23 protein-coding genes and 1 tRNA gene are annotated in these 26,414 nt (G+C 71.2%); 12 read left to right on the top strand and 12 right to left on the bottom strand.

The features are described 5' to 3' along the window. Positions 1-368: 368 nt before the first annotated feature. Positions 369-1,766: a GntT/GntP/DsdX family permease gene (locus tag OHT76_RS09045; RefSeq protein ID WP_328870233.1), complete on the bottom strand. Its 1,398-nt coding sequence runs from the start codon at positions 1,764-1,766 to the stop codon at positions 369-371. Positions 1,767-1,815: 49 nt separating this feature from the next. Continuing rightward, positions 1,816-2,343: a gluconokinase gene (locus tag OHT76_RS09040; protein WP_328870232.1), complete on the bottom strand. Its 528-nt coding sequence runs from the start codon at positions 2,341-2,343 to the stop codon at positions 1,816-1,818. A gap of 143 nt (positions 2,344-2,486) precedes the next feature. Here OHT76_RS09040 and OHT76_RS09035 point away from each other — a divergent pair, with 143 nt between their 5' ends. Next, on the top strand, positions 2,487-3,188 hold the full coding sequence (locus tag OHT76_RS09035) for a FadR/GntR family transcriptional regulator (RefSeq protein WP_328870231.1): 702 nt from the start codon (positions 2,487-2,489) through the stop codon (positions 3,186-3,188). 43 nt (positions 3,189-3,231) lie between these two features. Next, positions 3,232-3,972 (top strand): class I SAM-dependent DNA methyltransferase, encoded by a 741-nt coding sequence (locus OHT76_RS09030; RefSeq protein WP_328870230.1) that lies wholly within the window; start codon positions 3,232-3,234, stop codon positions 3,970-3,972. Here the strand turns inward: OHT76_RS09030 and OHT76_RS09025 are convergent. From OHT76_RS09025 to OHT76_RS09010, 4 genes are all read right to left on the bottom strand, one after another. Beyond that, positions 3,969-4,337, bottom strand: coding sequence for a YchJ family protein (locus OHT76_RS09025; RefSeq protein WP_328870229.1), 369 nt, complete (start codon positions 4,335-4,337; stop codon positions 3,969-3,971). The genes OHT76_RS09030 and OHT76_RS09025 overlap by 4 nt on opposite strands. Continuing rightward, on the bottom strand, positions 4,334-5,713 hold the full coding sequence (locus OHT76_RS09020; protein WP_328870228.1) for a M1 family metallopeptidase: 1,380 nt from the start codon (positions 5,711-5,713) through the stop codon (positions 4,334-4,336). The genes OHT76_RS09025 and OHT76_RS09020 overlap by 4 nt, the downstream gene beginning before the upstream one ends. A 65-nt stretch (positions 5,714-5,778) precedes the next feature. After that, positions 5,779-9,633 (bottom strand): Pls/PosA family non-ribosomal peptide synthetase, encoded by a 3,855-nt coding sequence (locus OHT76_RS09015; RefSeq protein ID WP_328870227.1) that lies wholly within the window; start codon positions 9,631-9,633, stop codon positions 5,779-5,781. Between the two features lie 315 nt (positions 9,634-9,948). After that, positions 9,949-10,036, bottom strand: a tRNA-Leu gene (locus OHT76_RS09010). A gap of 187 nt (positions 10,037-10,223) precedes the next feature. Here OHT76_RS09010 and OHT76_RS09005 point away from each other — a divergent pair. From OHT76_RS09005 to OHT76_RS08995, 3 genes are all read left to right on the top strand, one after another. Then, positions 10,224-11,549 carry a M20/M25/M40 family metallo-hydrolase gene (locus OHT76_RS09005; protein ID WP_328870226.1) on the top strand — a complete coding sequence of 442 codons (1,326 nt, stop codon included), beginning with the start codon at positions 10,224-10,226 and terminating at the stop codon, positions 11,547-11,549. Positions 11,550-11,705: 156 nt separating this feature from the next. Then, positions 11,706-11,939: a chaplin ChpH gene (gene chpH, locus OHT76_RS09000; protein ID WP_328870225.1), complete on the top strand. Its 234-nt coding sequence runs from the start codon at positions 11,706-11,708 to the stop codon at positions 11,937-11,939. 115 nt (positions 11,940-12,054) lie between these two features. Further along, the gene (locus OHT76_RS08995; RefSeq protein WP_328870224.1) at positions 12,055-12,909 is read left to right on the top strand and encodes a chaplin; all 855 of its coding nucleotides are present in this window, start codon (positions 12,055-12,057) and stop codon (positions 12,907-12,909) included. A gap of 64 nt (positions 12,910-12,973) precedes the next feature. On the opposite strand, the gene OHT76_RS08990 is transcribed toward OHT76_RS08995, so the two are convergent. Further along, positions 12,974-13,162: a DUF5703 family protein gene (locus OHT76_RS08990; protein WP_005485166.1), complete on the bottom strand. Its 189-nt coding sequence runs from the start codon at positions 13,160-13,162 to the stop codon at positions 12,974-12,976. Between the two features lie 47 nt (positions 13,163-13,209). Between OHT76_RS08990 and OHT76_RS08985 the strand changes: the two genes are divergently transcribed. After that, on the top strand, positions 13,210-13,932 hold the full coding sequence (locus tag OHT76_RS08985; protein WP_328870223.1) for a hypothetical protein: 723 nt from the start codon (positions 13,210-13,212) through the stop codon (positions 13,930-13,932). Positions 13,933-14,004: 72 nt separating this feature from the next. Here OHT76_RS08985 and OHT76_RS08980 read toward each other — a convergent pair whose 3' ends face one another. Then, a complete protein-coding gene (locus OHT76_RS08980; RefSeq protein ID WP_328870222.1) occupies positions 14,005-16,212 on the bottom strand; it encodes a helix-hairpin-helix domain-containing protein in 2,208 nt (735 codons plus the stop codon). Next, entirely contained in the window at positions 16,209-17,192 is a 984-nt protein-coding gene (locus tag OHT76_RS08975) for an aldo/keto reductase (RefSeq protein ID WP_328870221.1), read from the bottom strand. The genes OHT76_RS08980 and OHT76_RS08975 overlap by 4 nt, the downstream gene beginning before the upstream one ends. Before the next feature lie 169 nt (positions 17,193-17,361). Here OHT76_RS08975 and OHT76_RS08970 point away from each other — a divergent pair, with 169 nt between their 5' ends. Together OHT76_RS08970 and OHT76_RS08965 are read left to right on the top strand one after the other, a co-directional pair. Beyond that, complete coding sequence (locus OHT76_RS08970) at positions 17,362-18,411, top strand: LLM class F420-dependent oxidoreductase (RefSeq protein ID WP_328870220.1); 1,050 nt, start codon at positions 17,362-17,364, stop codon at positions 18,409-18,411. Between the two features lie 237 nt (positions 18,412-18,648). Continuing rightward, positions 18,649-19,437 carry a ferritin-like domain-containing protein gene (locus tag OHT76_RS08965; protein WP_328870219.1) on the top strand — a complete coding sequence of 263 codons (789 nt, stop codon included), beginning with the start codon at positions 18,649-18,651 and terminating at the stop codon, positions 19,435-19,437. Here OHT76_RS08965 and corA read toward each other — a convergent pair whose 3' ends face one another. Then, positions 19,438-20,436, bottom strand: coding sequence for a magnesium/cobalt transporter CorA (gene corA, locus OHT76_RS08960; protein ID WP_328870218.1), 999 nt, complete (start codon positions 20,434-20,436; stop codon positions 19,438-19,440). A 62-nt stretch (positions 20,437-20,498) separates the two neighbouring features. Between corA and OHT76_RS08955 the strand changes: the two genes are divergently transcribed. The 4 genes from OHT76_RS08955 (at position 20,499) to mshC (ending at position 23,957) form a co-directional block, all read left to right on the top strand. Further along, positions 20,499-21,185: a histidine phosphatase family protein gene (locus OHT76_RS08955; RefSeq protein WP_328870217.1), complete on the top strand. Its 687-nt coding sequence runs from the start codon at positions 20,499-20,501 to the stop codon at positions 21,183-21,185. An 80-nt stretch (positions 21,186-21,265) separates the two neighbouring features. After that, positions 21,266-21,856 (top strand): DUF3090 domain-containing protein, encoded by a 591-nt coding sequence (locus OHT76_RS08950; protein WP_186283288.1) that lies wholly within the window; start codon positions 21,266-21,268, stop codon positions 21,854-21,856. Beyond that, positions 21,820-22,638, top strand: coding sequence for an SCO1664 family protein (locus OHT76_RS08945; RefSeq protein ID WP_328870216.1), 819 nt, complete (start codon positions 21,820-21,822; stop codon positions 22,636-22,638). The genes OHT76_RS08950 and OHT76_RS08945 overlap by 37 nt, the downstream gene beginning before the upstream one ends. Before the next feature lie 89 nt (positions 22,639-22,727). After that, positions 22,728-23,957, top strand: coding sequence for a cysteine--1-D-myo-inosityl 2-amino-2-deoxy-alpha-D-glucopyranoside ligase (gene mshC, locus OHT76_RS08940; protein ID WP_328870215.1), 1,230 nt, complete (start codon positions 22,728-22,730; stop codon positions 23,955-23,957). Between the two features lie 60 nt (positions 23,958-24,017). On the opposite strand, the gene OHT76_RS08935 is transcribed toward mshC, so the two are convergent. Together OHT76_RS08935 and OHT76_RS08930 are read right to left on the bottom strand one after the other, a co-directional pair. Further along, positions 24,018-24,554 carry a hypothetical protein gene (locus OHT76_RS08935; RefSeq protein ID WP_328870214.1) on the bottom strand — a complete coding sequence of 179 codons (537 nt, stop codon included), beginning with the start codon at positions 24,552-24,554 and terminating at the stop codon, positions 24,018-24,020. A 51-nt stretch (positions 24,555-24,605) separates the two neighbouring features. Beyond that, positions 24,606-26,312, bottom strand: a complete 1,707-nt coding sequence (locus tag OHT76_RS08930) for a S8 family peptidase (protein WP_328870213.1) — start codon at positions 26,310-26,312, stop codon at positions 24,606-24,608. Between the last annotated feature and the right edge of the window lie 102 nt (positions 26,313-26,414).

Below are 26,414 nucleotides of genomic sequence, written 5' to 3'. Positions count from 1 at the left end.
CGTCACCGTCCTCGTCCGGCTGCCAGGTCGGCATGTCCCCGCCCGACTCCTCCGGCCCGCCGGTCCCGCCGCCCGAGGTGCCCCCGGAGACACTCATGCCCCCGGAGCCCCCCGACCGCTCCTCGTCCCCGCCGCCCCCACCGCAAGCCGCCGCCGTCCCCACAGCCAGCGCCCCCGCGACGAGCAACCCCGATAAACGCACCCTGAGTGAGATCGCCATGACTCCCCCGATGTCATCGCTCCCAAGAGGGCCCGGCCCCCGGGAAGTCTCCCCATGATGGGCCCAAGGCCCCTGCCGGGGAACCCACTTGGGCCCGCCCTCTCCTCGGTGTCGAGGACAGGACGGGCCCAGCAGTGTCGTACGGCCGCTATATCACCAAGGACAACAGCAGCACGATGCCGCCCGCGACCACCGAGATGATCGTTTCCATCACCGACCAGGTCTTGATGGTCTGCCCGACGTTCAGGCCGAAGTACTCCTTCACCAGCCAGAAACCGGCGTCGTTGACATGGCTGAAGAAGAGCGAGCCGGCGCCGATGGCGAGGACCAGCAGGGCCGTCTCCGTGGTGGACATGCCCGCCGCGAGCGGGGCGACCAGTCCGGCCGCCGAGACCGTCGCGACCGTCGCCGAACCGGTCGCGAGCCGGATCGCCACCGCGATCAGCCAGGCCAGCAGCAGCGCCGGGATCGACCAGTCCTCGGAGATCTCCAGGATCATCTGACCGACCCCGGAGTCGATCAGCGTCTGCTTGAAGCCGCCGCCCGCGCCGACGATCAGCAGGATGCCGGCGATGGGCGCGAGGCCCTTCTCGACCAGCCCGGAGACCCGCTCCTTGGCGAAGCCGGCGGGGCGCAGCAGCGTGAAGATGCCGAGCAGCACGGACGCGAGCAGCGCGATCAGCGGGGAGCCGATGACGTCGAAGACACGCTGCGTGGCGTTCTCGGGGTCGTCGATGATGATGTCGACGAGCGCCTTGGAGAGCATCAGGACGACCGGCAGCAGGATGGTGGTCAGAGTCGCACCGAAGCCCGGCCGCCTCTCCAGCTCCTCCGAGGCACGCTGCGGGATCATCTTTTCGGGGGCCGGGACATCCACCCAGCGGGCGGCGAAGCGCGAGAACACCGGACCGGCGATGATCACCGTCGGGATCGCGACCAGGACACCGAGCGCCAGCGTGACACCCAGGTTGGCCTGCACCGCGTCGATCGCGATCAGCGGACCGGGGTGCGGCGGGACCAGACCGTGCATCACGGACAGACCGGCGAGCGCCGGGATGCCGATCCGCATCAGCGAGTAGTTGCCGCGCTTGGCGACCATCAGCACGACCGGGATCAGCAGCACCACGCCGACCTCGAAGAACAGCGGCAGACCGATCACCGAGGCGATCAGCACCATCGCCCACGGCATCGAACGGCCGCCCGCCTTGGCGAGGATCGTGTCGACGATCTCGTCCGCGCCGCCGGAGTCGGCGAGCATCTTGCCGAGGATCGCGCCGAGGGCGATCAGCACGCCCACGCCGGCGACGGTGGTGCCGAGCCCGGTGGTGAAGCTGGCGATGACCTTGTCCAGCGGCGCCCCGGCGAATGCGCCCAGCGCCAGCGAACCGATGGTGAGCGACAGAAAGGCGTGGAGCTTGAACTTGGTGATGAGCAGGACGATGACGGCGATGCCCGCCAGCACGGCGATGCCCAGCTGAGCATGACCGGCCGAGGTGATGGGCTCGACGGTGTCCGCTGCCAGCAGCTCAACGTTGAGTCTGGTCACGGGGGTTTCCCTTGCGGTTACGGGGGTGGGGAGGGGGAGGCGTGGGGGGTTACGGCGTCGGGGCCGACGGTGTGTCGAGGGCGTCCAGCGCGGCCGTGGCGCGTGCGGTGATCTCCTCGGGCGTGCCCGAGACGTCCACCACGACGCCCGTCTCGTCCGCCTCGAGCGGCTGGAGCGTGGCGAACTGGGAGTCCAGCAGGGCCGTAGGCATGAAATGGCCCTGCCGCTGCCGCATCCGGTTCTCGATCAGCTCGCGGTCGCCCGCGAGATGCACGAAGACCACCTCGGGAGCGGCGGCCCTGAGCCGGTCGCGGTACGACCGCTTCAGCGCGGAGCTGCTGACCACCCCACCGAGACCCGTCCGCTCGTCCGCCCAGGCGCCGATGGCATCGAGCCAGGGCCACCTGTCCTCGTCGTCGAGCGGGGTGCCGGCCGACATCTTGGCGATGTTGGCCTGCGGGTGGAAGTCGTCGCCCTCGGCGTACGGGACGCCGAGCCGGGCCGCGAGCAGGGGACCGATCGTGGTCTTGCCCGTTCCGGCGACGCCCATCACGACGACCACGTGGGGGGTACGCATCACTGCCTCGCTGTCTTCCTCGACATCCGACGTCGACCTCTGACGTCGGCCACACTGAAACTCATTAGGTACGACGAATTCAAGAGTCTGTGACAAATAAGTCTGACTTTTTCTTCCCGTGAGCTCCCCCGTACGCTGTGTGCATGAGCACAACGGGCCGAGGGCTGCATGGACATGTACTCGAAACCCTCGGCCCCGCGATCACCGCGGGCGAGTACCCGCCGGGCAGCGTGCTGCGCACGGATGAGCTCGCCCAGCAGTTCGATGTGTCACGCTCCGTGATGCGCGAGGCGGTGCGTGTGCTGGAGTCCATGTATCTGGTCGAGTCCCGCCGCCGGGTGGGTGTGACGGTCCGCCCCAAGGCCGAGTGGAACGTCTACGACCCCCAGGTCATCCGCTGGCGCCTGGCCGGCGCCGACCGGCCCCACCAGCTGCGCTCCCTCACCGTCCTGCGCTCCGCGATCGAACCGGTCGCCGCGGGCCTCGCCGCGAGGCATGCCACCGCCGAGCAGTGCGCCGAACTCACCGAGTGCGCCCTCGGCATGGTCGCCAACTCCCGCGGCCACCAGCTGGAGGGTTACCTCTTCCACGACATCGCCTTCCACCGGGTCATCCTGAACGCCTCCGGCAACGAGATGTTCGCCCGTCTCGGTGACGTCGTCGCCGAGGTCCTCGCCGGCCGCACCCATCACGAGGTCATGTTCGAGGACCCCGACCCCGCCGCGGTCACCCTGCACGTCCAGGTCGCGGAGGCGGTCCGGTCCCGCGACGCGGCCCGCGCCGAGCATCTGGTTCGCGAGATCACGGTCGGCGCCCTCCAGGAACTGGACATCCTGGCACCCTGAAAATCACGGGCGCCCACGCGACCGAGAGCGGTACGGTCCCCGCGTGCTTGATGAAGACGGCTACTTCGGAGAGAAGATCGCGTCCGGCTACGACGACGACTCGGCGGAGATGTTCCGAACGGACGTCGTAGGGCCGGTAGTTGACGTCCTGACCGACCTGGCCGGTACCGGCCGGGCCCTCGAATTCGGCATCGGCACCGGCCGTATCGCCCTGCCCCTGGCCGCCCGCGGTGTGCCCGTGCACGGCATCGACATGTCCCGCGCCATGGTCGCCCGACTCAAGGAGAAGCCCGGCGGGGACGGCATCGGCGTGACCATCGGCGACTTCGCGACGACGACGGTGGAGGGTCAATTCACCGTCGCCTACCTCGTGTTCAACACCATCAACAACCTCACGACCCAGGACGCCCAGGTCGACTGCTTCCGCAACGCCGCCGCCCATCTGGCCCCCGGCGGCTGCTTCGTCATCGAGGTGGGCGTACCCGAGCTGCGCAGACTCCCGCCCGGTCAGAGCGCCGTACCCTTCCGCATCACCCCGACCCAGTGGGCGTTCGACACCTACGACACCGCCACCCAGGCCATGAGCTCCAACTACGTCACCATCGTCGACGGACGTGCCGAGCACTGGTCGCTGCCGTTCCGGTACGTCTGGCCGGCCGAGCTCGACCTGATGGCGCGGCTCGCCGGACTGCGGCTGCGCGACCGTTGGGAGGACTGGAACCGGGCGCCCTTCACCAGCGAGAGCACCCGGCATGTGTCGGTCTGGGAGAAGCCGTTCTCCTAGTCGAGGAACTCCCCTTCCACGTACACCCAAGCCCCGTCCACCCGCTCGAACCGGCTCCGCTCATGCAGCGAACCGCCCCGGAAGGATGCCCGGAAGGTCACGGTTCCGGTGGAGTGGAACGCCGAGCCCTCGGTGGCCGACAGGATCTCCAGGCCGGTCCACTTCATCGACGGGTCGAGGTCGAGCTGCGCGGGCCTGGTCCGAGGATGCCAAGTTCGCAGCAGATAGGGGACGTTCCCCTTCACGAAGGCGCTGTACCGGGACCGCATCAACGCCTCCGCCGTAGGCGCGGCGGTGGCACCGGAGTGGAAACGGCCGCAGCAGTCGTCGTACGACTGACTCAGCCCGCAAGGACACTTCTTCACGCCGACGCCCCCGCGCTCGGCGGATACGGCGGCTTCACCGGCAACGCCGTCACCGGGCTCGGCAGCGGCGGCAGCGCCGTGCCGTACAGCCAGGCGTCGAAGAGCTCCTCCAGCGGCTCGCTCGCGTACCGGGCCGCGTGCGCCGTGAACGTCGTCGTGCTCACCGCACCGCCCCGGTGCAGCGCTGCCCAGCCGCGCAGCATACGGAAGAAGGCGTCGTCGCCCATTTCGCAGCGCAGCGCGTGCACGGTCAGGCCGCCGCGCTGGTAGAGACGGTCGTCGAACATCAGCTTGCGGCCGGGGTCGGCCAGCTTCAGATCCTGCGCCTGCGAGGCGAGCAACCGGTGTGCGGCGGCGGCGAGTTGTTGTGCCGTACGCCCGCCCGACCGCTCCGACCACAGCCACTCGGCGTACTTCGCGAACCCCTCGTTGAGCCAGATGTGCCGCCAGTCGGCGATCGAGACACTGTTGCCGAACCACTGGTGGGCCAGCTCATGCGCGACCAGCCGCTCCGAACCCCGCGCCCCGTCCACGTGGTTGGCGCCGAACAGCGACAACCCCTGTGCCTCGACGGGCACATCGAGCTCCTCCTCGGTCACCACGACCGCGTACTCGTCGAACGGGTACGGCCCGAACAGCTCCTGGAACAGCTCCATCATCTGCGGCTGGCGCGCGAAGTCCCTGGAGAACTGCGGCAGTAGATGCGCCGGGATGTGCCCGTGCTGCGGCACTCCGCCAGGGCCCGGGTCGCCCAGCAGCACCGTCTGGTACTTGCCGATCGACAGACCGACCAGATAGCTGGAGGTCGGTGCGGACTGCTCGTACACCCAGGTCGTCGTCGACGCCTTGGTCGTCCGCGTGAGCAGCCGGCCGCCCGCCACCACCGCGTACGCGGACGGCGTGGTGATCGAGATCTGGTACGAGGCCTTGTCGGCGGGCCGGTCGTTGCACGGGTACCAGGACGGCGCCCCGATCGGCTGGCTCGCCACCAGCGCCCCGTCCTCCAGCTCTTCCCAGCCGAGCCCGCCCCAGGGGCTGTTCACCGGCTTGGGGTTGCCGGACCAGTGGACCTCGACGGTGAAGGCGGCACCGGGCCGGATCGCTTTGGCCGGCTTCACCCGCAGCCGCCCGCCGCGGTGCGTGTAGTGCGGCTGCCGCCCGTCCACCCGGACCCGGCCGATCCGGAAGTCGGCGAGGTTCAGCTGGAACTCGGCGAGCGGCGACCGGCCCGCGATGGCGTTGATCCGGGCCGTCCCCGAGAGCCGGTTGGGGCCCGGGCGGTAGTCCAGCGCGAGTTCGTACCGATGCACCCGGTAACGGGGATCACCGTTGTCGGGGAAGTACGGGTCCGCACCCACGGACTGCTGAACTGCCACTGCTGCGTCTGCTCCCTGCGCTGTGCTCGTACGACGTGCCTCGTCCCCCGACGCCGCACGAGCGGTCAGCGCCGCCATGACTCGATCGGGTTGCCCAGCCAGCGCGTGTCGTCGGGAACGGACTCCGCGGCCATCACCAGCGACGCGGGACCCAGCGTGGTGCGGGCCCCGATCGTGCTGCCGGGCAGGACGATTCCGCCAGGACCCAGCGTCGCGCCCTCACGGAGGACCACAGTATCCGTCCGCAAGATCCGGTCGTGGAAGAGGTGCGTCTGCAGCACACAGCCCCGGTTCACGGTCGCCGCGTCCTCCAGGGTCACCAGATCCGTCTCCGGAAGCCAGTAGCTCTCGACCCACACGCCCTTGCCGATCCGTGCGCCCATCCCGCGCAGCCACGCCGTCATCAGCGGCGTACCCGGCACGGAACCGGCCAGCCACGGCACGGCCAGCACCTCGACGAAGGTGTCGGCCAGCTCGTTGCGCCACACGAACCCGCTCCACAGCGGATGCTCCCCGCTGCGGTGCCGCCCGACGAGTGCCCACTTGGCGACGATCGAGACCAGCCCCGCGACGGCGCCCGCCGCGAGCAGCACGACCCCGCCCAGCAGCCAGGCCCAGCCACCCAGCGCGCACAGCGCCGCCACCGTCAGCACGGCAAGGGCCGCCGAGCAGAACACCGGCACGATCCGGCACAGCTCCACCAGACCGCGCGCCCACAGCAGCCGCGCCGGCGGGTCGTACGTCCGGCTCTGGTCCCCGTCGCTCGCACTGCGCGGCAGCTTCACCGGCGGCAGGCCCAGGTAGGACGTGCCCTTCTTCGCCTTCTTCGGCGTCGCGGACAGCACCCCGACCAGACCGTCGTCCGGCACGCTCCGCCCCGGCGCCGTCATCCCCGAGTTGCCGAGGAACGCCCGCCGCCCGATCTCCGCGCGCCCGATCCGCACCCAGCCGCCGCCGAGCTCGTACGGCGCGGTCAGCGTGTCGTCGGCGAGGAAGGCGCCCTCGCCGACCGTGGTGAGCCCGGGCAGCGCCAGCACGGTGGACACCTCGGCGCCCTTGCCGATCCGCATGCCGAGCAGCCGCAGCCACACCGGCGTGGCCAGACCGGCGTACAGCGGGAACAGCGTCTCCCGGGAGCGGTCCATGAGCTGCGTGACCGTCCAGGCCTGCCAGCCGCCCCGGCTGTGCGTGGCGTACGTGCCCTCGCTCAGGCCCAGGCTCAGCAGTCGTACGGCGATCAGGATCAGCAGCGCGTACGTCAGCCCGAAGGCCAGGGTCGCGGGAACCAGCGCGAGCAGGGCACCCCGCAGCGGCGCGTCGGCGTCGACGAAGGGGTACGCCACGGCCAGCGCCGCCGCCCCCGACAGCACCGGAAGCGCGCTCAGGGCGAGACCGCTCAGGCCGTACATGCCCCGCCAGAACGTGCCCTTGTGCGGCCGGTCCTTCGGCCAGTTCCGCTTGGCCTTGCCGAGCTTCACCGCGGGCGCGCCCGCCCAGCGCTGACCGGTCGGAATCGTCCCGGTCACCGCGGAGCCGGGTGCCACCTCGGCCCGCTTGCCGACCCGGGCGCCCGGGAAGAGCAGGCTGCGCGTGCCGACGACGGCATGGGCGCCCACCTTGACCGGGCCGATCTCCAGCCGGTCGCCGTCCAGCCAGTACCCGGACAGGTCCACCTCGGACTCGACGGCCGCGCCCCGGCCCAGCTTGAGCATGCCGGTGACCGGCGGCAGCGAGTGCAGATCGACGTCCTGCCCGACCTTCGCGCCCAGCGCACGGGCGTACCGCTCCAGCCAGGACCCGGTCAGCGAGGTCGCCCCGCTGAACTCCGCGAGCCGCTCGGCGGCCCACAACCGCAGATGGACACCGCCCCCGCGCCGGTACCGGCCGGGCTGCACGCCCCGCAGCAGCAGCCGGGCCCCGCCCGCGGCGATCCCGAGCCGCCCGGGCGGGCTGAAGAACACCAGCGCACCGGCCGCGACCAGCCACCACGGGGCGGTCGGCAGCCAGGAGTACGCGGTCAGGACATTGCCCGCCGCGGCGAGCGGTACCATCCAGCGCAGCCCGAGCAGCGTGAAGAGGGGCAGCAGTACAAGGAGCTGGACCGCCTGCGCGCGCTTCGGCACCGGGGTGACCGTCCGCTGGGAGCCGTCGTCCTGCGCGGACTCCTCCAGGTGCCGCGCCAGCTTTCGCAGCGTCGGCTGCTGGTAGATGTCGAGGACGGCCGCGCTCGGATAGCGGGTGCGCAGCTTCGTGGTGAGCTGGGCGGCGGCCAGGCTGCTGCCGCCGATCGCGAAGAAGTCGTCGCGGGCGCTGGTCACCGGGATGCCGAGGACTTCCGTCCACTGCTCGGCGAGCCAGGCCTCGGTGCCGTAGAGCTGCTCGGCGGCGTCTGGGGTTTCGAGATTCTCCAGCGGCCAGGGAAGCGCGTTCCGGTCGACCTTTCCGGAGGTGCGGGTCGGCAGGTCCTCGACCGGCGCGAGCAGCGGCACCAGCGCCGCCGGCAGCTCGGCGCGCAGCTTCTCGACGGCGGCCGCGTGGTCCCAGCCGTCCTGGGTGACGACGTATCCGACGAGGAGTTGGTTGCCGCTGCGGGCGGTGCGCACCGCGGCGGCGGCGGCGGCGACGCCGGGCAGCGCCTGGAGCGCCGCGTCCACCTCGCCCAGCTCGATCCGCCGCCCGCCGAGCTTGATCTGCTCGTCGGCCCGCCCGAGGAAGATCAGCCCCTCCGGCTCCGCCTTGACCAGGTCACCACTGCGGTACGCCCGCTCCCAGCCCAGCGACTCCAGCGGCGCGTACTTCTCCGTGTCCTTCTCGGCGTCCAGGTACCGGGCGAGCCCGACCCCGCCGATCACCAGCTGACCGCTGCCGCCCATCGGCACCGGCTCCCCGGCCTCGTCGACGACGGCCAGCTCCCAGCCGTTCAGCGGCAGCCCGATCCTGATCGGCTCCTCGCCCGACATCAGCGAGGCACAGGCCACCACGGTCGCCTCGGTCGGCCCGTAGGTGTTCCAGACCTCGCGGCCCTCGGTCACCAGACGCTGCGCCAGCTCGGGCGGGCAGGCCTCACCGCCGAAGATCAGCAGGCGTACGTCGTTGAGGGTGTCCGGCTCCCAGAGCGCGGCCAGGGTGGGCACCGTGGAGACCACGGTGATCTCCTGCTCGACCAGCCACGGCCCGAGATCGGCGCCGCTGCGCACCTGCGACCGGGGCACGGGCACCAGACAGGCCCCGTATCGCCAGGCCAGCCACATCTCCTCGCAGGACGCGTCGAAGGCGACCGACAGTCCGGCCATGACCCGGTCAGCGGGGCCGATCGGGTCCTCGGTCAGGAACAGCGCGGCCTCCGCGTCCACGAACGCGGCGGCGCTCTCGTGGGTGACGGCGACGCCCTTGGGCTTGCCGGTCGAACCGGAGGTGAAGATGATCCAGGCGTCGTGCTCCACACCGGGCCGCCCGGCGGGGATGTCCGACCTGCTGTGGGCGGTGATCTCGTGTCCGGCCCCGATGACGGCCCGTACGTCCGCCTCCCCGAACACCAACTCGGCCCGCTCGTCCGGGTCCTCCGCGTCCACGGGAACGTATGCGGCGCCCGCGGCAAGGACGGCCAGGATCGCCACGTACAAGTCATTGGTACCGGACGGCACCCGCACACCCACCCGGTCGCCGAGACCGACCCCGGCATCGGCGAGCAGCCGCCGCACCCGCGCCACCTCGGCGGCCAGCGCACGGTAGGTCAGGCGGGTCGTACCGTCGTCCAGGGCGAGCTCGTCCGGGTACGACCGGACGGACGCGTCGAGAATGTCGACGAGCGTGCGCGGAGAGGCCGCCGGGCCTCCGGAGAATCGTGCCGTATCACCGAACCGCTCGCGGATCTCTTCGTCGAGCAGACCGAGAGCACTGCTCTCGTGTATGGCTGCCATCGGGTCCTCGCGTCTCGATCCCGGAAGCCTCCGGGGCGCTGGCGGGCCCGCAGGTCTGCCTGGGGTTGTCTCCAGCTCCGTAACAAGCCGGAAATTTTAGTACGACGCTAGGTCCGGCCCCCTCCAACTGCCACTCGGGGCGGGCCTCTCGGGGCTGCGGGGTGACATGGCCACGGCGGTGACCTGGCGTTTTGTGCGGCCGGGAGAGATGCCCCACAGAGAGCGCCAGGTCGGCTCCGGTGCGTGTTCACGTCCAGGCAAACGCGAAGTGCCGGTCGGGATCGCTCCCGGCCGGCACTCGACTGCTGTAACTACTGGTGTCCGAGGGGGGACTTGAACCCCCACGCCCGATAAAGGGCACTAGCACCTCAAGCTAGCGCGTCTGCCATTCCGCCACCCGGACAAGGTGTTTGTCCCGCGCGGTTTCCCTCGCGGCGACAGAGAAAACATTACCAGGCTCCGGACAGTGGCCGATCACCCCCCTGGTCTGCCGTGAACGGTGTGTGACGGCCGGGGGCGGTCTTGGGCGTGGACCGGTCGCGGGAGGAGGATGAGGGGGACCACCAGCAGTGACAGTGGGAGGAACCAGCGTGAGCGGGACGGACACGGCCAGGAGCGCCACCGGCGAGGACGAGGTCGTGGACCTCTGCCGCGAGCTGATCCAGATCGACACCAGCAACTACGGCGACCACTCGGGCCCGGGCGAGCGCAAGGCCGCGGAGTACGTGGCCGAGAAGCTCGCCGAGGTGGGCCTCGAACCGCGGATCATCGAGTCGCACAAGGGGCGCGCCTCCACGGTCGCCCGGATCGAGGGCGAGGACCCCTCGCGGCCCGCGCTTCTCATCCATGGCCACACCGACGTCGTACCGGCCAACGCCGCCGACTGGACCCACCACCCCTTCTCCGGCGAGATCGCGGACGGCTGTGTGTGGGGCCGCGGTGCCGTCGACATGAAGGACATGGACGCCATGACGCTGGCCGTCGTGCGCGACCGGCTGCGCAGCGGCCGCAAGCCGCCGCGCGACATCGTCCTCGCGTTCCTCGCCGACGAGGAGGCGGGCGGCACCTACGGCGCCAAGTACCTGGTCCAGAAGCACCCGGACCTCTTCGAGGGCGTCACCGAGGCGATCGGCGAGGTCGGCGGGTTCTCCTTCACCGTCAACGAGAACCTGCGGCTGTACCTGGTGGAGACCGCCCAGAAGGGCATGCACTGGATGCGGCTCACCGTCGACGGCACGGCGGGCCACGGCTCGATGACCAACGACGACAACGCCATCACCGAACTGTGCGAGGCCGTGGGCCGGCTGGGGCGGCACAAGTGGCCGGTGCGGGTGACGAAGACCGTACGGTCCTTCCTCGACGAGCTCTCCGACGCGCTCGGCACCGAACTCGACCCCGAGAACATGGACGAGACCCTCGCCAAGCTCGGCGGCATCGCCAAGATGGTCGGCGCGACCCTCAAGAACTCTGCGGCGCCCACCATGCTCGGCGCCGGCTACAAGGTCAACGTCATCCCCGGCCAGGCCACGGCGCACGTCGACGGACGCTTTCTGCCGGGCTACGAGGAGGAGTTCCTCGCCGATCTCGACCGGCTGCTCGGCCCGCGGGTGAAGCGGGAGGACGTGCATGCCGACAAGGCCCTGGAGACCGACTTCGACGGCAAGCTCGTCGACGCCATGCAGCGCGCGCTGAGCGCCGAGGACCCGATCGCGCGGGCCGTGCCGTACATGCTCTCCGGCGGCACCGACGCCAAGTCCTTCGACGACCTCGGCATCCGCTGCTTCGGCTTCGCGCCGCTCCAACTGCCGCCGGAGCTGGACTTCGCGGGCATGTTCCACGGGGTGGACGAGCGGGTGCCCGTGGAGGGGCTCAAGTTCGGCGTACGGGTGCTCGACCGGTTCCTTGACGCGTCCTGATTTCGCCCGCTGAAACGAGACTTCACTATTCGCCCGCGCGTACGGGGGTGAATGGGAAGAGTGAATGCGCTCATAGGGTCGTAGCTCTATTAGCCCCTCCTCGTTACTGGTGATGCGATCCGCTACTTGGGATCGCATTGCCAACAAGGAGGAATAATGATCAAGAAGGTCGTCGCCGCTGCGGCTGCCACTGGCGGTCTCGTTCTCGCGGGTGCGGGTCTGGCCGTCGCCGACGCCGGTGCCCAGGGTGCCGCCGTGCACTCCCCGGGTGTCCTGTCCGGCAACGTGGTTCAGGTTCCCGTGCACGTCCCGGTGAACGTGTGCGGCAACACGATCTCCGTGATCGGGCTGCTGAACCCCGCCTTCGGCAACACCTGCGTCAACAAGTGACGTTGCCTTTCTGAGGTTTCGTTCTACACCGTCGGTCCCGGAGCGCTTGCCATGCGTTCCGGGACCGACCGGTCTTTTCGCGTTGGTCAGGTGGGGGAAGGCAGGGAATTCAGCAATGCGACAGGTCACCCGCAAGGGCCTGATGACCATGGCGGCGGCGACCGGTGTGATCGCCGCCGCGGGAGGGACCGCCCAGGCCGACTCGGGCGCGAGCGGCTCCGCCTCGCACTCGCCCGGAGTGCTGTCGGGCAACACGGTCCAGGCGCCGGTGCACGCACCGGTCAATGCCTGCGGAAACACGGTCAATGTCGTCGGGGTGCTCAACCCGGCGGTCGGCAACACCTGCGTCAATCAGGGGGGCGGCTCGCACGGGGGTTACGGCGACTCGGGCGGCTCCGGGGGCGCGCACTCCGGCGGCCACGCCTCCGATTCGCCCGGCGTGGCATCCGGCAACCATGTCGAGGTGCCGGTGCATGCGCCGGTCAATGTCTGCGGCAACAGCGTGAACGTGGTCGGGATCGGCAATTACACCACCGACAACGACTGCGCGAACGGCGGCGGATCCGGTGGGGGCGGGGGACACCAGCCGCCGGGGGGTGGGCACGAGAACCCTCCGGGTTCGCCGGAGCAGCCCGGAAATCCGGGCGGGCCGGAGAACCCGGGGAATCCCGGAGGTCCGGAGAACCCCGGCGACTCCGGAAACCATCCGGGCAATCCGAGTAACCCGAGCGATCGCGATAATCCGGAGGGGCCGTCCCGCTCCGGAGCCCCGGGCAAGCCGGGTGCGGTGACACCCGACGGCACCTCGCAGGCCGACCTGCCGGGAGCCCGGTCCGTCACCGAGCCCGAGGGCCTCGCCTCGCTCGCCGCCACCGGCAGTGAGCTGCCGCTGGGCCTCGCCCTCCCCATGGGTGCGGGCGCACTGCTGGCGGGCGCGGTGCTCTATCGCAAGGCGCGGGCCTCGGCCTGAGGCGCCGCGCACAACGGAGCGGGCCCCGCCGTCCTGGCGGGGCCCGCTCCGTCTCCGTCTGCTCTCACCACGTGGCGCGCACCTGGCGGATGATCCTCCGGCGCAGCCGCACCCTGCGGCTTCCGTCGCGCAGCAGGCTCAGGCGGTCCAACTCCCAGTGTCCGTACTCGGCATGGTCCGTCAGCAGTCGTGTGGCGTCCTTGCGGGAGACCCCGCGCGGTACATACACGTCGACAAATTCGTATTCCGGCATCGCATCTATTGTGCGGGCTGGGGCTCGGTACGGATAGCGTCTGCACTATGTCTGATGCTGCGCAGCCCACCGCTGCCGAGGTACGCGCCGCCGCCGAGGCGGTCAAGACCGCGCTCGACCGCCATCTCGCCGCGGTCGAACGCAGGTCGGGTGAGGACGACCCGGCCGTCTACGAGGCGTTCAACGAGCTGGCCACGGCCGCAGAGGCGTACGACGAGCTGCTCTACGACCGCTACGACGAGGTCACGCCCTTCGAGATCCCCGGCACGGAGGAAATGCCTCCGTACACGGGCCCCGAGGAGCCGAACGCGCTGAGCGTGCTGATCCGCCGCGACTACGCCGTGGTGGAGCCGCAGCGGCTGCTGGCCCAGGCACAGCGGATCGAGGCGGCGGACTACGACGAGGGCACGGACGGGGAGGCCTCCGGCACCGTCCATGGAGCGCTGGGCCTTCTGTTCGGCGAGTTCGAACCGGACGAGATCGCTTCCCGGCACAAGGAGTTCGGCCTGGAGGAGGGCGACTCCACGCTGTGGGTGACCGCCGCCGACGAGCCGGCCGATCCCGGTGAGTGGCTGGAGGCGCCGTTCGAGCAGATCGATCCGCAGCGGGTGGTCTGCCGGTTCGACGTCAGCGCGGTGTTCGACGACGAGCTCGACGCGGACGACACCGACGACGAGGCGGAGCTTGAGGACGAAGAGGACGAAGAGGAAGAAGAGGAAGAAGAGGAAGAAGGGGACGAGGAGCTGGAGCCGCTCGACGCGGACCGCTGAGCCGGGTCCGTACGGCAGTACGGCATGGAGGGCGGCGGCCCGGAGCGGGGCCGCCGCCCTCTGCCTACGCCGCTACTGGCTGTCCGTCGGGATCTGCGGCGCCAGGAGCACCGGCAGTCGGGTCGTCCGGGGCTTCGCCGGGACCTCGGCCACGGCCCGGGGCAGCGCCTGCTCCACGCCGTGCACCACGGACAGATGCCGTTCCGCCCTGCCGAACGCCGTGTACACCCACGGCCGGCTGAGCGCCCCCGCCGCGTCCCCGGGCAGTACGACCACGACCGCGGGCCACCGGCCGCCCACCGCCTGATGCGCGGTGAGCGCCCACCCGTGCCGCACGGACTGCTCCACCCGCTCCTTCGGTACGACGACGTCCTCGCCCGCGCAGGACAGATGCAGCCCCTCGGCGTCGGCCGTCACCACACGGCCCGGCAGGGTACGTCCGGGGGCGGGGGAGTAGGCGATCCGGTCACCGGGGTCGAAGCCACCGAAGCGGCCGGGGCCGGGGTTGAGGCGCTCCTTGAGCGCGGCGTTGAGCGTGCGGGTGCCGGCCGCGCCGCCGTGGCCCGGGGTGATCACCTGGGTGTCCTCGGGCGGGACGCCGATCGCGCGCGGCACCGAGTCGGCGACGAGCTGCACGGTCCGGTGCACGGCCTCGCCGGCGTCCCGCACCGGCACGATCACGACCTCCTTGCCGGGCGCCTCGACCTGGTTCAACTCGCCGACGCCGATGCCCGAGACCAGCTCGCCGAGCGGGCCGGGGTCCGGCTGCCGGGAGGCGACCTGCGGACAGACCCGAGCGCCCAGCAGATCCGCGAACACCCGCCCGGGCCCCACGGACCACAGCACCCCCGGATCACCGGCCAGCACCAGCCGAGCCCCGTCCGGCAGCGACTCGGCGACCAGCGCGGCCACCTCGACGTCCAGCTGAGGCGCGTCCAGCACGACCAGCAGATCGAGATCCAACGCCCCGTCACTGTCCCGCCCGGGCCCTTCACCCCCGGCCAGCAGCCCGGCAACGGTCACGACGCCGGACGCCGCTGCGTCGCCTGCCCCCTCCGCCAGCAGTGCCGTGAACCGTTCCTGGCCCAATGGACTGTGGGCGGCAGCCCAGGCGCGCAGTCCCATGCCCCGCGCCGCGCGCAGCAGTGCCGCGGGCTCGGCAAGCGAGGCCGTACCGCCGGTGTGCAGCACCAGCGCATGCCCGGCGACCGCCCGGATCAGCTCGCCCGCGGAGCCACCGGCCGCGGCGGCGGCCTCGTCCCAGGCCTGCGCCGAACCGTCCTGCTTGGGCACGGAGTTGACCAACCGGCCCAGACCGTCGGCGAGGCTCTCCTCGGCCAGGGCGTACCGCTCAAGCCCGACGAGGACGCGAACGGGCCGCTCGCTCTCCTCGCCCTCCTCCACACCAACCGGCTCCTCGTCCAGGGCGTCCTGGAAGGCCAGCGCATCGCCCTCCGCGAGGCTGCTCTGCACGGCCGCATCGGGATCCGGCACCCCCTGCCGGGCCAGCGCGGCGGTGAGCGTCGGCAGCTCCAGGGCCGTATGCCCCGCAAGGGCCGCCTGCTCCAGCAGCCAGACGGTCAGCGCCCGCCCCCGCCGCTCGTCGTCCGGACCGCACTCGGCGCCCAGCAGCGCCCGCGCGAACCCGTCGGCCTGCTCGGGCCGCACCCCGCCGACCCGCAGCAACTGCCAGGGATCCGCCCGCAACTGGTCGTCAGCGCCCTCACCGAGCACGGCGGCGACCTGCGCCGCGAGCGTGGCCGGGGCGCCTGCCTCGGCGAGCACCAGCCGTACGCCCTCCACGGCCTCGGGCGCGGCCACCACCGGCGTCTCGACCGCCACGGGCTGCGCCCGCCGCACCGGCTCCGGGGCGGGCCGCCTGGGCTCGGGCTCGGCGAACACGGTGGCCGGGGGCTTGGCACCGCTCTCCACGGCCCGTACGGCGGCCAACAGATCCGCGGCCGTCCCGCTGAGCTTGGTCCCGGCCTCGATGGGCCCCGCCTTCTCGGCCTTGCGCCGCGCGATCCGCTCCCGCTCGAGCCGCTGCGCCGCCAACTCGGCCTCGGCCTCGGACAACTTGGCCGCGTCCGCGCCGCCTTCGGTACCTGCGCTGTCCTCGGGTCCTGCGCTGTCCTCGGGTCCTGTGCCGCCCTCGGCCCTCTCGGTCGGCGCGGCGGCCCGGGCGGCCTGGGCCTCGTCGGTCCCGGAGTCCTCCTGTGCCGCCTTCGCGCCCGGCGTCCCCGGTTCGGCGTCCCCCGTGGTCTCGGGCTCCGTGCTCACAGCGTGCTCCAGTCGTGATCGGGATAGCGGTGCACGGGCGCCGACACATCGTCGAGCGCCCTGCAGATCTCGTCAGGAAGACTAAGGGCCTCCACTGACAATGCCGCCGTGAGCTGCTGCGCGTTGCGCGCGCCGACGATGGGCGCGGCGACGCCCGGCCGGTCCCGGACCCAGGCGAGCGCCACCTGGAGCGGGGTCACCGCGAGCCCGTCCGCCGCGGTCTGCACGGCGTCCACGATCCGGCTCGCCGTGTCGTCGAGGTACGGCGCGACGAACGGCGCCAAGTGCTCCGAGGCGCCCCGGGAGTCGGGCGGTGTGGCGTCCCGGTACTTGGCGGTGAGCACCCCGCGGCCGAGCGGCGAGGAGGGCAGCAGCCCGATGCCGAGGTCCAGCGCGGCGGGCAGCACCTCGCGCTCCACGCCCCGCTGCAGCAGCGAGTACTCCATCTGCGTACTGGCAAGGCGGGTCCGGGTGCCCGGCGCCGCCAGCTGCCAGGTCGCCGCCTTCGCGAGCTGCCAGCCGCAGAAGTTGGAGACGCCTGCGTACCGCGCACGGCCGCTGCTGACCGCGATGTCCAGGGCCTGGAGGGTCTCCTCCAGCGGGGTCTCCGGATCGAAGGCGTGGATGTGCCACAGGTCGACGTAGTCCGTGCCGAGCCGGGCGAGCGAGGCGTCCAGGGCCGAGAGCAGATGCCCGCGGGAGCCGTCGAACCGGCGGTCCGGGTCCGGCACGCTGCCCGCCTTGGTCGAGATGACCAGGTCCCGGCGCGGCACCAGCCCTTCTATGAGCTGTCCGAGCAGATACTCGGCCTCTCCGTCCCCGTACACGTCCGCCGTGTCGACGAGCGTGCCGCCGGCCTCCCAGAACGTCTTCAAGAGGTCCGCGGCGTCGTGGTCGTCGGTGTCCCTGCCCCAGGTGAGGGTGCCGAGTCCGATACGGGACACACGAAGGCCGGTCCGGCCGAGATGCCTCTGCTCCATGGACGCCGAGATTACTGGCCATAACCTGTCGCGTGGGGGCCTGTGGATAACCAGTTTTCCCATCAACGACATGAGGGTGTGCCGTACCCCGCCACCCTCCCCGCCACGCCCTTCACCGCGCTAAGGTCTCGGCAACAAGGACGTTACTGATCAGTAAGGGGAATCGGCCATGCAGCTCGGGATCAACCTCGGCTACTGGGGTGCCGGAATGGACGGGGACAACCTCGCCGTCGCCCAGGAGGCCGACCGCCTCGGCTACGCCGTCTGCTGGGCCGCCGAGGCCTACGGCTCCGACGCCGCCACCGTGCTCAGCTGGGTCGCCGCCAAGACCGAGCGCATCGACGTCGGTTCGGCCATCTTCCAGATCCCGGCCCGGCAGCCGGCGATGACCGCCATGACTGCCGCCACCCTCGACTCGCTCTCCGGCGGCCGCTTCCGCCTCGGCCTCGGCGTCTCCGGACCGCAGGTCTCCGAGGGCTGGTACGGCGTCAAGTTCGACAAGCCGCTCTCCCGCACCCGCGAGTACGTGGAGATCGTCCGCAAGGCCATGAGCCGCGAGCGGCTGAGCCACGAGGGCGAGCACTGGACGCTGCCGCTGCCCGGCGGCCCGGGCAAGCCCATCAAGCTCACCGTGCACCCCACCCGCGAGCACATCCCGCTGTACGTCGCCGCCATCGGCCCGAAGAACCTCGAGCAGACCGGTGAGATCGCCGACGGCGCGCTGCTGATCTTCCCCTCCGCCGAGAATCTGGAGGACACCGCGATCAAGTACCTGCGCGCGGGCCGTGAGAAGGCCGGCAAGACGCTCGACGGCTTCGACGTCTGCCCGACCCTCCCGCTCGCCCTCGGCGACAACATCGCCGCGCTCGCCGACACCTTCCGCCCCTACACCGCTCTGTACGTCGGCGGCATGGGCAGCCGCAAGCAGAACTTCTACAACCAGCTCGCCCAGCGCATGGGGTACGAGAAGGAAGCCGCCGAGATCCAGGACAAGTACCTGTCCGGCGACAAGCAGGGCGCCGCGGCCGCCGTACCGCACGACCTGATCGACAAGACCACCCTGCTGGGTTCGGTCGACCGGATCGCGGACCGGATGAAGGCCTACGCGGCGGCCGGTGTCACGACCCTCACCCTCGCTCCCGCGGGCTTCACCCTGGACGAGCGCCTCGCCTCGCTGCGCGCCGGCACCGAGGCCCTGGAGCGCGCCGGACTGGCCTAGGCCCTGTCGTCACAGCGGCGGGAAGTTTCTGCGGCCGTGGTGGGGGCTCGGGGGTCTTCCCCGCCACGGCCGTCACGCAGAACAACGCGCCCGGGGCCGCGTGGTTACGCCCCCGTAGTGACGCGTGTGGTCCTCCTTTTGGCGGAGTTGTCCGACACATCTGTTGCAGCACCCCTCGCGCCGCATTTGACTCGTTCTTTGCGGAGTCCCGCGGAGGCATGCAGAGAGGTGCTCACGATGCTTTCGGCCAAGAGTCTGTTCCAGGAGATCCTCGACAACGACGAGTCCTTCGCCCTGTTCTGCTCCATCGCCGCGAGCGGGGAGTCCCAGGGCGGCTGGGAGAACGCCCGCATCGCCGCGCTCGTTCCGGACGGCGAGCGCGAACTGGCCCCCAAGATCACCCGCCATGGTGCCGACGAGGACAAGCACGGGCGGATCTTCAACGCCCTGCTGAAGAAGCGCGGCCTGGAACCCGTCCCCGTCCCGCACGAGACCGACTACACGATGCTCCTGGAGCGACACGGCATCGGCCTGGCCCACGAGAAGCTCAAGGGCGAGGAGCGGCTCACCGTGCAGGACATCGTCACCTACCTCGCCCACAGCAGGGTCACCGAGCAGCGCGCCTCGGAGGAGATGGAGCTGCTGCGCAAGCACTTCGGCGACCATCCCGACCTCGGCCGCGCGGTGAAGATGATCTCCAACGACGAGGACAACCACCTCGCCTACTGCCACGAGGAGCTGCTGCGCTTCGCATACGCCGGTCACGGCCGCGCGATCCAGCAGGCCCTCAGGGAGTGCGCGCTGGCGGAGATCCGGATCTACCGGGACGTCAGCCTTGCCGTCATGGCCCACATGGGCCGCATCCTCGGCTGGCCGCGCGCCAAGTCGGCGGTGCTCGCAGCCGGCATCCACGGCGTGTACGCCTGGGAGCGGGCCGCGGGCTGGCGGCGCATGGTGTCCCTGAAGATGCCGGAACGGCGCGACGCGCTGGGCGGCCCGGCGACCTCGGCCCCCGAATTCGCGTAACTACAACCAACCCCGGCTCTTGAAGAGCCGGAACAGCAAGACCTCCAAGGCGGCCATGCCCGCGATCAGCGCCGGATACGACCACACCCAGTGCAGCTCGGGCATGTGGTCGAAGTTCATGCCGTAGACCCCCGCGATCATCGTGGGGACCGCGGCCATGGCCGCCCACGCGGAGATCTTCCGCATGTCGTCGTTCTGCCGGACGCTCATCTGCGCCAGATGCGCCGACAGGATGTCCGACACCAGCCGGTCCAGGCCCTCCACCGACTCGTTCACCCGCGTGAGGTGGTCATTGACGTCCCGGAAGAAGGGCTGCGCCTTCTCGTGCACGAAGGGCACCCGGACGCCGAAGAGGCCGTCGCCCGCGAGCCGGGTCAGGGGCTGGGCGAGCGGCCCCGTGGCCCGGCGGAACTCCAGGATCTGGCGCTTGAAGTTGTAGATCCGGGACGCCGTGTGCCGCGAGCCCCCGCTGGTCGGCGAGAACACCTCCGCCTCCAGCTCCTCCAGGTCGGTCCCCAGCTCGCCCGCCACCTCCAGATAGTGGTCGACCGCCGCGTCGGTGATCGAGTACAGCACCGCCGTGGGACCGTGCCGAAGCATGTCCGGCTCCGCCTCCAGCCGGTGCCGCACGGCCGCCAGAGGCGACTCCTCGCCGTGCCGCACGGTCACCACGAAGGAGTCCCCGAGGAAGATCATGACCTCGCCGGCCGAGACGGTGTCGCTGTGCGGTTCGTAGCCCACCGGTTTGAGCACCATGAACAACGAGTCGTCGTAGACCTCCAGTTTGGGCCGCTGATGCGCGTTGAGGGCGTCCTCGACGGCCAGGGGGTGCAGCCCGAACTCCTCCGTGACCTTGTCGAACTCCTTCTCGGTGGGCTCGTAGAGGCCGATCCAGACGAAGGCGTTCCCCGACATACGGCACTCGTCCAGGGCGTCGGAGAAGTCCGCGGGCCCCTCCGTACGGCGTCCGTCGCGGTAGATGGCGCAGTCGACGATCACGGAACGTATTCTCCCGCCACCGGCCCCCGGAAGCACCCCGCGGTGCGCCTACCCTGGGGCCCATGCCCACGCTGATCCTGGTCCGGCACGGACGTTCCACCGCCAACACCGAAGGGCTGCTCGCCGGCTGGACGCCGGGCGTCGCCCTCGACGAACGCGGCGCCGCGCAGGCCGCCGCCCTGCCCGCACGCCTCGCCGAGCTGCCGATCTCCGAGGTCGTCACCAGCCCGCTGCAGCGCTGCGAGGAGACGATCCGGCCCCTCCTCGACGCCCGGCCCGGACTGCGCGCGCACACCGACGAGCGGATCGGGGAGTGCCACTACGGCGACTGGTCCGGCCGCAAGCTCGCCGAGCTCAAGGACGAGCCGCTGATGGAGGTCGTCCAGGCACACCCGTCGGCGGCAGCCTTCCCGGGCGGTGAGTCGATGCGGTCGATGCAGACGCGCGCCGCCGAGGCCGTACGCGAGTGGAACGCGCGCGTGGAGCGCGATCACGGCGCCGACGCCGTGTATTTGATGTGCTCGCACGGCGACATCATCAAGTCCCTCGTCGCGGACGCACTCGGACTTCATCTCGACCTCTTCCAGCGGATCGCTGTCGAACCGTGTTCCATCACCGCGATCCGTTACACCCGGCTCAGGCCGTTTCTCCTCCGCCTCGGTGACACCGGTGACTTCGCGTCCCTGGCGCCGCGCGCGGAACCGCCGGCCGCAGACGCCCCTGTCGGGGGCGGTGCGGGCGCACCGTGATCGTCGGGCGCAGTAGGGTGAAGCGGTCGCGGTAGCGGCGCCGATCACGAGTCCGATCACGATTCCCATGGAGACAGGACGTGTCCCGTCAGGTGTTCCTCTACGACCCGCCGGAGCGTTTCGTGGCCGGCACGGTCGGACTGCCCGGACGCCGTACGTTCTTCCTCCAGGCCTCCGCCGGCTCCCGGGTGACCAGCGTGGCCCTGGAGAAGACACAGGTGGCAGCGCTCGCCGAGCGCATGGACGAACTGCTCGACGAGGTCGTACGGCGCAGCGGCGGCAGCGCCGCGGTGCCCGCCATGGCGCCCACCGAGGTCGCCGACACCGCCCCCCTCGACACCCCGATCGAGGAGGAGTTCCGGGTCGGCACCATGGCCCTCGCCTGGGACGGCGAGGAGCAGCGCATGATCGTCGAGGCGCAGGCGCTGGTCGAGCTGGAGGCGGACTCCGAGGAGGACCTCGCCGAGGCCGAGGAGCGGCTGCTGCAGGACGAGGAGAACGGCCCCCCGATGCTGCGGGTCCGGCTCACCGGCGCGCAGGCCCGGGCCTTCGCCAAGCGCGCCCTGGACGTCGTCAACGCCGGGCGGCCGCCGTGCCCGCTGTGCAGCCTGCCCCTGGACCCGGAGGGACACGTATGTCCGCGCCAGAACGGATACCGCCGCGGAGCGTGACCCCGCTGGATCTGCTCACCGAGGGTGAGCTGACCGTCCGCGGCCGCATCCGTGAGGCCTCCAACGCGGCCCTGTTCTGCACGGTGGCGTACGCGGGCCAGGAGGCGTCCTGCATCTACAAGCCGATCGCCGGGGAGCGCCCGCTGTGGGACTTCCCCGACGGCACCCTCGCCGAGCGCGAGGTCGCCGCGTACGCGGTCTCCGAGGCGACCGGCTGGGGGCTCGTACCGCCCACCGTGCTGCGCGACGGGCCCTACGGCGAGGGCATGTGCCAGCTGTGGATCGACGTCGTGCCCGGCGCCGAGCTGCTCGCGCTGGTGGACCGGGAGGAGCCGGAGCCGGGCTGGAAGGCCATCGCCTTCGCCGAGGTCGGTGAGGGGCGGACGGCCCTGCTGGTGCACGCCGACGACGAGCGGCTGCGGCGGCTCGCCGTCCTGGACGCCGTGATCAACAACGCCGACCGCAAGGGCGGCCATCTGCTGCCCGCCGCCGAGGAGAGGCTCTTCGGGATCGACCACGGCGTCACGTTCAACGTCGAGAACAAGCTGCGCACCCTGCTGTGGGGCTGGGCGGGCGAGGCCCTGACCGGCGAGGCCGTCGAGGTGCTGAAGGGCCTGAGGGAGGCCCTGGAGCCGGACGGGACGCTGCGGTCCACGCTCGCCTCCCTGATCACCGCGGCGGAGATCGACGCCACACGCGCGCGTGTCGAGGCGATGCTCACCGCGGGCATCCACCCCGAGCCGAGCGGGGAGTGGCCCACGATCCCGTGGCCGCCGGTATAGCAAGCGGTGGCGGCACGCAAGAACGCCTTACCGGCCATCCGGCCCGGTCCGGTTCGTATATGGAACGACGGTCCGGTTACGCTCATGACATGTATGCCTGGCCCGCTTCTGAGGTCCCCGCCCTGCCCGGCAAGGGCCGCGACCTCCGGATCCACGACACCGCGACCGGTGGACTCGTCACCCTCGAGACCGGTCCCGTCGCCCGTATCTACGTCTGCGGCATCACCCCGTACGACGCGACCCACCTGGGACACGCGGCGACCTACAACGCGTTCGACCTCGTGCAGCGCGTGTGGCTCGACACCAAGCGGCAGGTCCACTACGTCCAGAACGTCACCGACGTCGACGACCCGCTGCTGGAGCGGGCCGAGCGCGACGGCCTCGACTGGGTGGCCCTCGCCGAGAAGGAGACCGCCCTCTTCCGCGAGGACATGACCGCCCTGCGGATGCTGCCCCCGCGGCACTACATAGGCGCCGTCGAGGCGATACCCGGCATCGTGCCGCTCGTCGAGCGGCTGCGGGACGCGGGCGCCGCCTACGAACTCGAGGGCGACATCTACTTCTCCGTCGAGGCCGACCCGAACTTCGGCAAGGTCTCGGGCCTCGACGCGGCCGCGATGCGGCTGCTGTCCGCCGAGCGCGGCGGCGACCCGGACCGTCCGGGCAAGAAGAACCCGCTCGACCCGATGCTGTGGATGGCCGCCCGCGAGGGCGAGCCGAGCTGGGACGGCGCCTCGCTCGGCCGGGGCCGCCCCGGCTGGCACATCGAGTGCGTGGCCATCGCCCTCGACCACCTCGGCATGGGCTTCGACGTCCAGGGCGGCGGCTCCGACCTCGCCTTCCCGCACCACGAGATGGGCGCCTCGCACGCCCAGGCGCTGACCGGCGAGTTCCCCATGGCCAAGGCCTACGTCCACGCCGGAATGGTCGCCCTGCACGGCGAGAAGATGTCCAAGTCCAAGGGCAACCTGGTCTTCGTCTCCACGCTGCGCCGGGACGGCGTCGACCCGGCCGCCATCCGGCTGGCGCTCCTCGCCCACCACTACCGGGCCGACTGGGAGTGGACCGACCAGGTGCTCGAGGACGCCGTCGCCCGCCTCGGCCGCTGGCGCGCGGCCGTGTCCCGGCCCGACGGCCCCCCTGCCGACGCGCTCGTCGAGGAGATCCGCGAGGCCCTCGCGAACGACCTGGACGCCCCGGCCGCGCTCGCCGCGGTCGACCGCTGGGCGGCGCTCCAGGAGGAGCGGGGCGGCACGGACGAGGGCGCCCCCGGCGTCGTATCGCGTGCCGTGGACGCGCTGCTGGGCGTGGCCCTGTAAGCACGGGAGAGGGCGCTTCCTCCGTACAGGGGAAGCGCCCTCGGTCACGTCAGCCGCCCGTCAAAGGCGCTGGATCCTGACGCTGCGCAGCACGTTCGGCGACTGGGTGTCCCAGATGCCGACGACCTGGTGGCCGAACGCGAAGGCCTGCTGGATCTGCTGGTGGATCTGCGGGTTCGGGTTGTTGAGGACCCGGAACTGGTTGTTGATGCGCAGGAAGATCTGGTGCGGCTGCCCCTGGAGCGGGTGGATGAAGTCGATGAAGCCGTTCGCCGCGCCGGAGGCGAGCGCCTGCGCCTGAACGTGCTGGACCAGCTGTTGTACGGCGGCCAGCGCGACCTGCTGCAGCTGCTGCTGCACCTGCTGCTCGGCCTGTTGCGCCTGCTGGGCCTGCTGGTCCTGCTGAGGCGTCATCTGCTGCAGCAGCTGCTGGTACGGCTGCTGCTGGCCGAGTTGCTGGAGCTGCTCCAGCGTCCCGCCGCCCATGCCGGTACCGCCGAACGGCTGCTGGCCGAAGTTCTGCTGCTGGTACGGCTGTTGCTGGTAGGGAGACGTGCTCGGGTACTGCTGTTGACCCATCTGCGGGGTGGTGCTCATGCGGGTGTCACCTTCCCTTGCTCGTATGGGTTTGCTCATATGGGTTTTCCGTCAGCCGGTGATCACCAGGCCGACGATCTCGTCGTCCGAGAACCACACCCGGACGTCGGGCCGTCCCCCCGCGAAGGCGGTGTGCACCGCCTGGCGGATCTCGGGGGACGGACGGTTCAGGTTCCGCCAGCCGCCGGCCACGAACAGCCGGAGCCTCGGCGGGAGTTCACGCGGATACGGCAGCAGTTCGTCCCAGTACCGTTCGGCCTGGCCGGTGCCGACCGCGTGCGGCAGCAGATGTGTGGCCGCCGCCTTGATGTCGGGCCGGCTGCCGATCCGCTGCGAGGCCGGCCGGCCCGGCGCGTCCTGCTGCGGCGAACCGCTCGCGCGCAGCACCGCGCGGGCACGTTCGGGGGCCATCGGGCTCTGGCCGGCCGCCTTGAGCATGCCCTGCAGCGCGGCCAGCGCGCCGACCACCACCGGCGAGGCGGCGGAGGTCCCCGAGAACGTGTCGGTGTACCAGGCGATCTCCTCGGGCCCGCCCTGCAGATCGCCGGGCCGGTCCCAGAAGCCGCCGGTGGTCGTGACCTCGCGCCCCCAGCCCTGCGCGTCCACGCGTGAGCCGTAGTTGGAGAACGCCAGCCTCGACCGGTCCGGGCCGTGGTCCCGGCCGTGCGTGCCGGGCGGCGGAGCGCCCGCGCCGACCAGGACGGCACCGGAGGACTGGTTGGACGGGTTGAACGGGTTGCGCCACCCCTGCGGGAACTCGTCCGGGCGGCGCTCGTAGACCGCGTCGTCGAGCGACTCGGCGCCGTTTCCGGCGGCGGCGACCACGAGCACGCCCTTGGCGGTGGCGTGACGGACGGCCGCGAAGTCGTCCGGCCACCATTCCAGCGGGATGTAGCCGCGCTGGTCGTCGCGCTCGGCGTACTCGAACCGCGGTCCAGGACGGTGCAGTTCGACCAGCACGATGTCACCGGGACCGAGCCGTTCCGCCGCCGCGTGGATCGCGGCCGCGGTGCCGAGCCCCTGGAAGGATGCGGCGGCGGTCACCGTGTCGGGTACGGCGCCCTGGACGCCGTACTGGCCCTGGTCGCCGCCGATCACGCCGATCACGGCGGTGCCGTGGTTGCGCCAGGCGAGATCGTCGACCGGGGTGCCGACGACCACCCCGGCGAGCTTCGCGGCCAGGTCCTCGTGGCCCAGCTGCCAGGCGCCCTCCACATCGATCACCGTCACGCCCTGACCCGTCCCGCCGGGCCGCTGCCAGGCCCAGTGGGCGTCGATCCCCTCGGGCCCGGGCCGCAAGTAGCCCTGGCGGCTGCTGAAATCGGGGGTGACGGTCGCGCCCTCCTTCAGACGCCGGTTCTCCTCGCTCTGCAAGGTCGCGGGCACGGCGCCCGGTTTCACATACGCCGTGTCCACGCCCGGCAGCGCCGCGATCCGCGACCGCAGCTCCGCCGCGCGGCTCTCGCCACCGCGCACCCGGTAGAACAGCGCGAGGTCGTTCTCGGCGTCCGCGAGCCGCTCCTCGCTGCCGAACAGCGGTTCCAGGGCGAGCTGTTCGTCGTCGAGGAACATGTTCAGCGCCGACACATCGGCGCCCGCCGCCGACCGTACGCCCTCGGCCTGGGCAGCCCGCAGCCGGGCCTCCGGGCGGGCGACGACGATCAGTTCCTGCTCCGCTCCTCGATAGGTGAATCCCGCTCCGTCGGGTCCCGGTCCGGACGTTCCCGGGCCCTGTTCCGGCTGTACCTGCTCGGTCATCGGGTACCGCTCCCTTCGGTCCGCGCGGGTGTCGCCTTCGTGGGACAACCAAGCACTCCGACGGCGGCACGTCCAGAGCATTTTCGTCAACTCGGTTTGAAA

It is taken from the genome of Streptomyces sp. NBC_00287 (assembly GCF_036173105.1).
Taxonomy (GTDB): Bacteria; Actinomycetota; Actinomycetes; order Streptomycetales; family Streptomycetaceae; genus Streptomyces.
Note: the sequence above shows the minus strand (reverse complement) of the source record. Positions and strands in the feature narration are given on the sequence as shown.

What these genes read in the sequence shown, in the direction of transcription:
- OHT76_RS08945 (WP_328870216.1), top strand. Translation starts at nt 21,820, where the DNA reads ATGTCCGCGCCAGAACGGATACCGCCGCGGAGCGTGACCCCGCTGGAT.
- OHT76_RS09035 (WP_328870231.1), top strand. Translation starts at nt 2,487, where the DNA reads ATGAGCACAACGGGCCGAGGGCTGCATGGACATGTACTCGAAACCCTC.
- chpH (WP_328870225.1), top strand. Translation starts at nt 11,706, where the DNA reads ATGATCAAGAAGGTCGTCGCCGCTGCGGCTGCCACTGGCGGTCTCGTT.
- OHT76_RS08995 (WP_328870224.1), top strand. Translation starts at nt 12,055, where the DNA reads ATGCGACAGGTCACCCGCAAGGGCCTGATGACCATGGCGGCGGCGACC.
- OHT76_RS08965 (WP_328870219.1), top strand. Translation starts at nt 18,649, where the DNA reads ATGCTTTCGGCCAAGAGTCTGTTCCAGGAGATCCTCGACAACGACGAG.
- OHT76_RS08970 (WP_328870220.1), top strand. Translation starts at nt 17,362, where the DNA reads ATGCAGCTCGGGATCAACCTCGGCTACTGGGGTGCCGGAATGGACGGG.
- OHT76_RS08985 (WP_328870223.1), top strand. Translation starts at nt 13,210, where the DNA reads ATGTCTGATGCTGCGCAGCCCACCGCTGCCGAGGTACGCGCCGCCGCC.
- OHT76_RS09040 (WP_328870232.1), bottom strand. Translation starts at nt 2,343, where the DNA reads ATGCGTACCCCCCACGTGGTCGTCGTGATGGGCGTCGCCGGAACGGGC.
- mshC (WP_328870215.1), top strand. Translation starts at nt 22,728, where the DNA reads ATGTATGCCTGGCCCGCTTCTGAGGTCCCCGCCCTGCCCGGCAAGGGC.
- OHT76_RS09015 (WP_328870227.1), bottom strand. Translation starts at nt 9,633, where the DNA reads ATGGCAGCCATACACGAGAGCAGTGCTCTCGGTCTGCTCGACGAAGAG.
- OHT76_RS08955 (WP_328870217.1), top strand. Translation starts at nt 20,499, where the DNA reads ATGCCCACGCTGATCCTGGTCCGGCACGGACGTTCCACCGCCAACACC.
- OHT76_RS08975 (WP_328870221.1), bottom strand. Translation starts at nt 17,192, where the DNA reads ATGGAGCAGAGGCATCTCGGCCGGACCGGCCTTCGTGTGTCCCGTATC.
- OHT76_RS08990 (WP_005485166.1), bottom strand. Translation starts at nt 13,162, where the DNA reads ATGCCGGAATACGAATTTGTCGACGTGTATGTACCGCGCGGGGTCTCC.
- OHT76_RS08935 (WP_328870214.1), bottom strand. Translation starts at nt 24,554, where the DNA reads ATGAGCACCACCCCGCAGATGGGTCAACAGCAGTACCCGAGCACGTCT.
- OHT76_RS08930 (WP_328870213.1), bottom strand. Translation starts at nt 26,312, where the DNA reads ATGACCGAGCAGGTACAGCCGGAACAGGGCCCGGGAACGTCCGGACCG.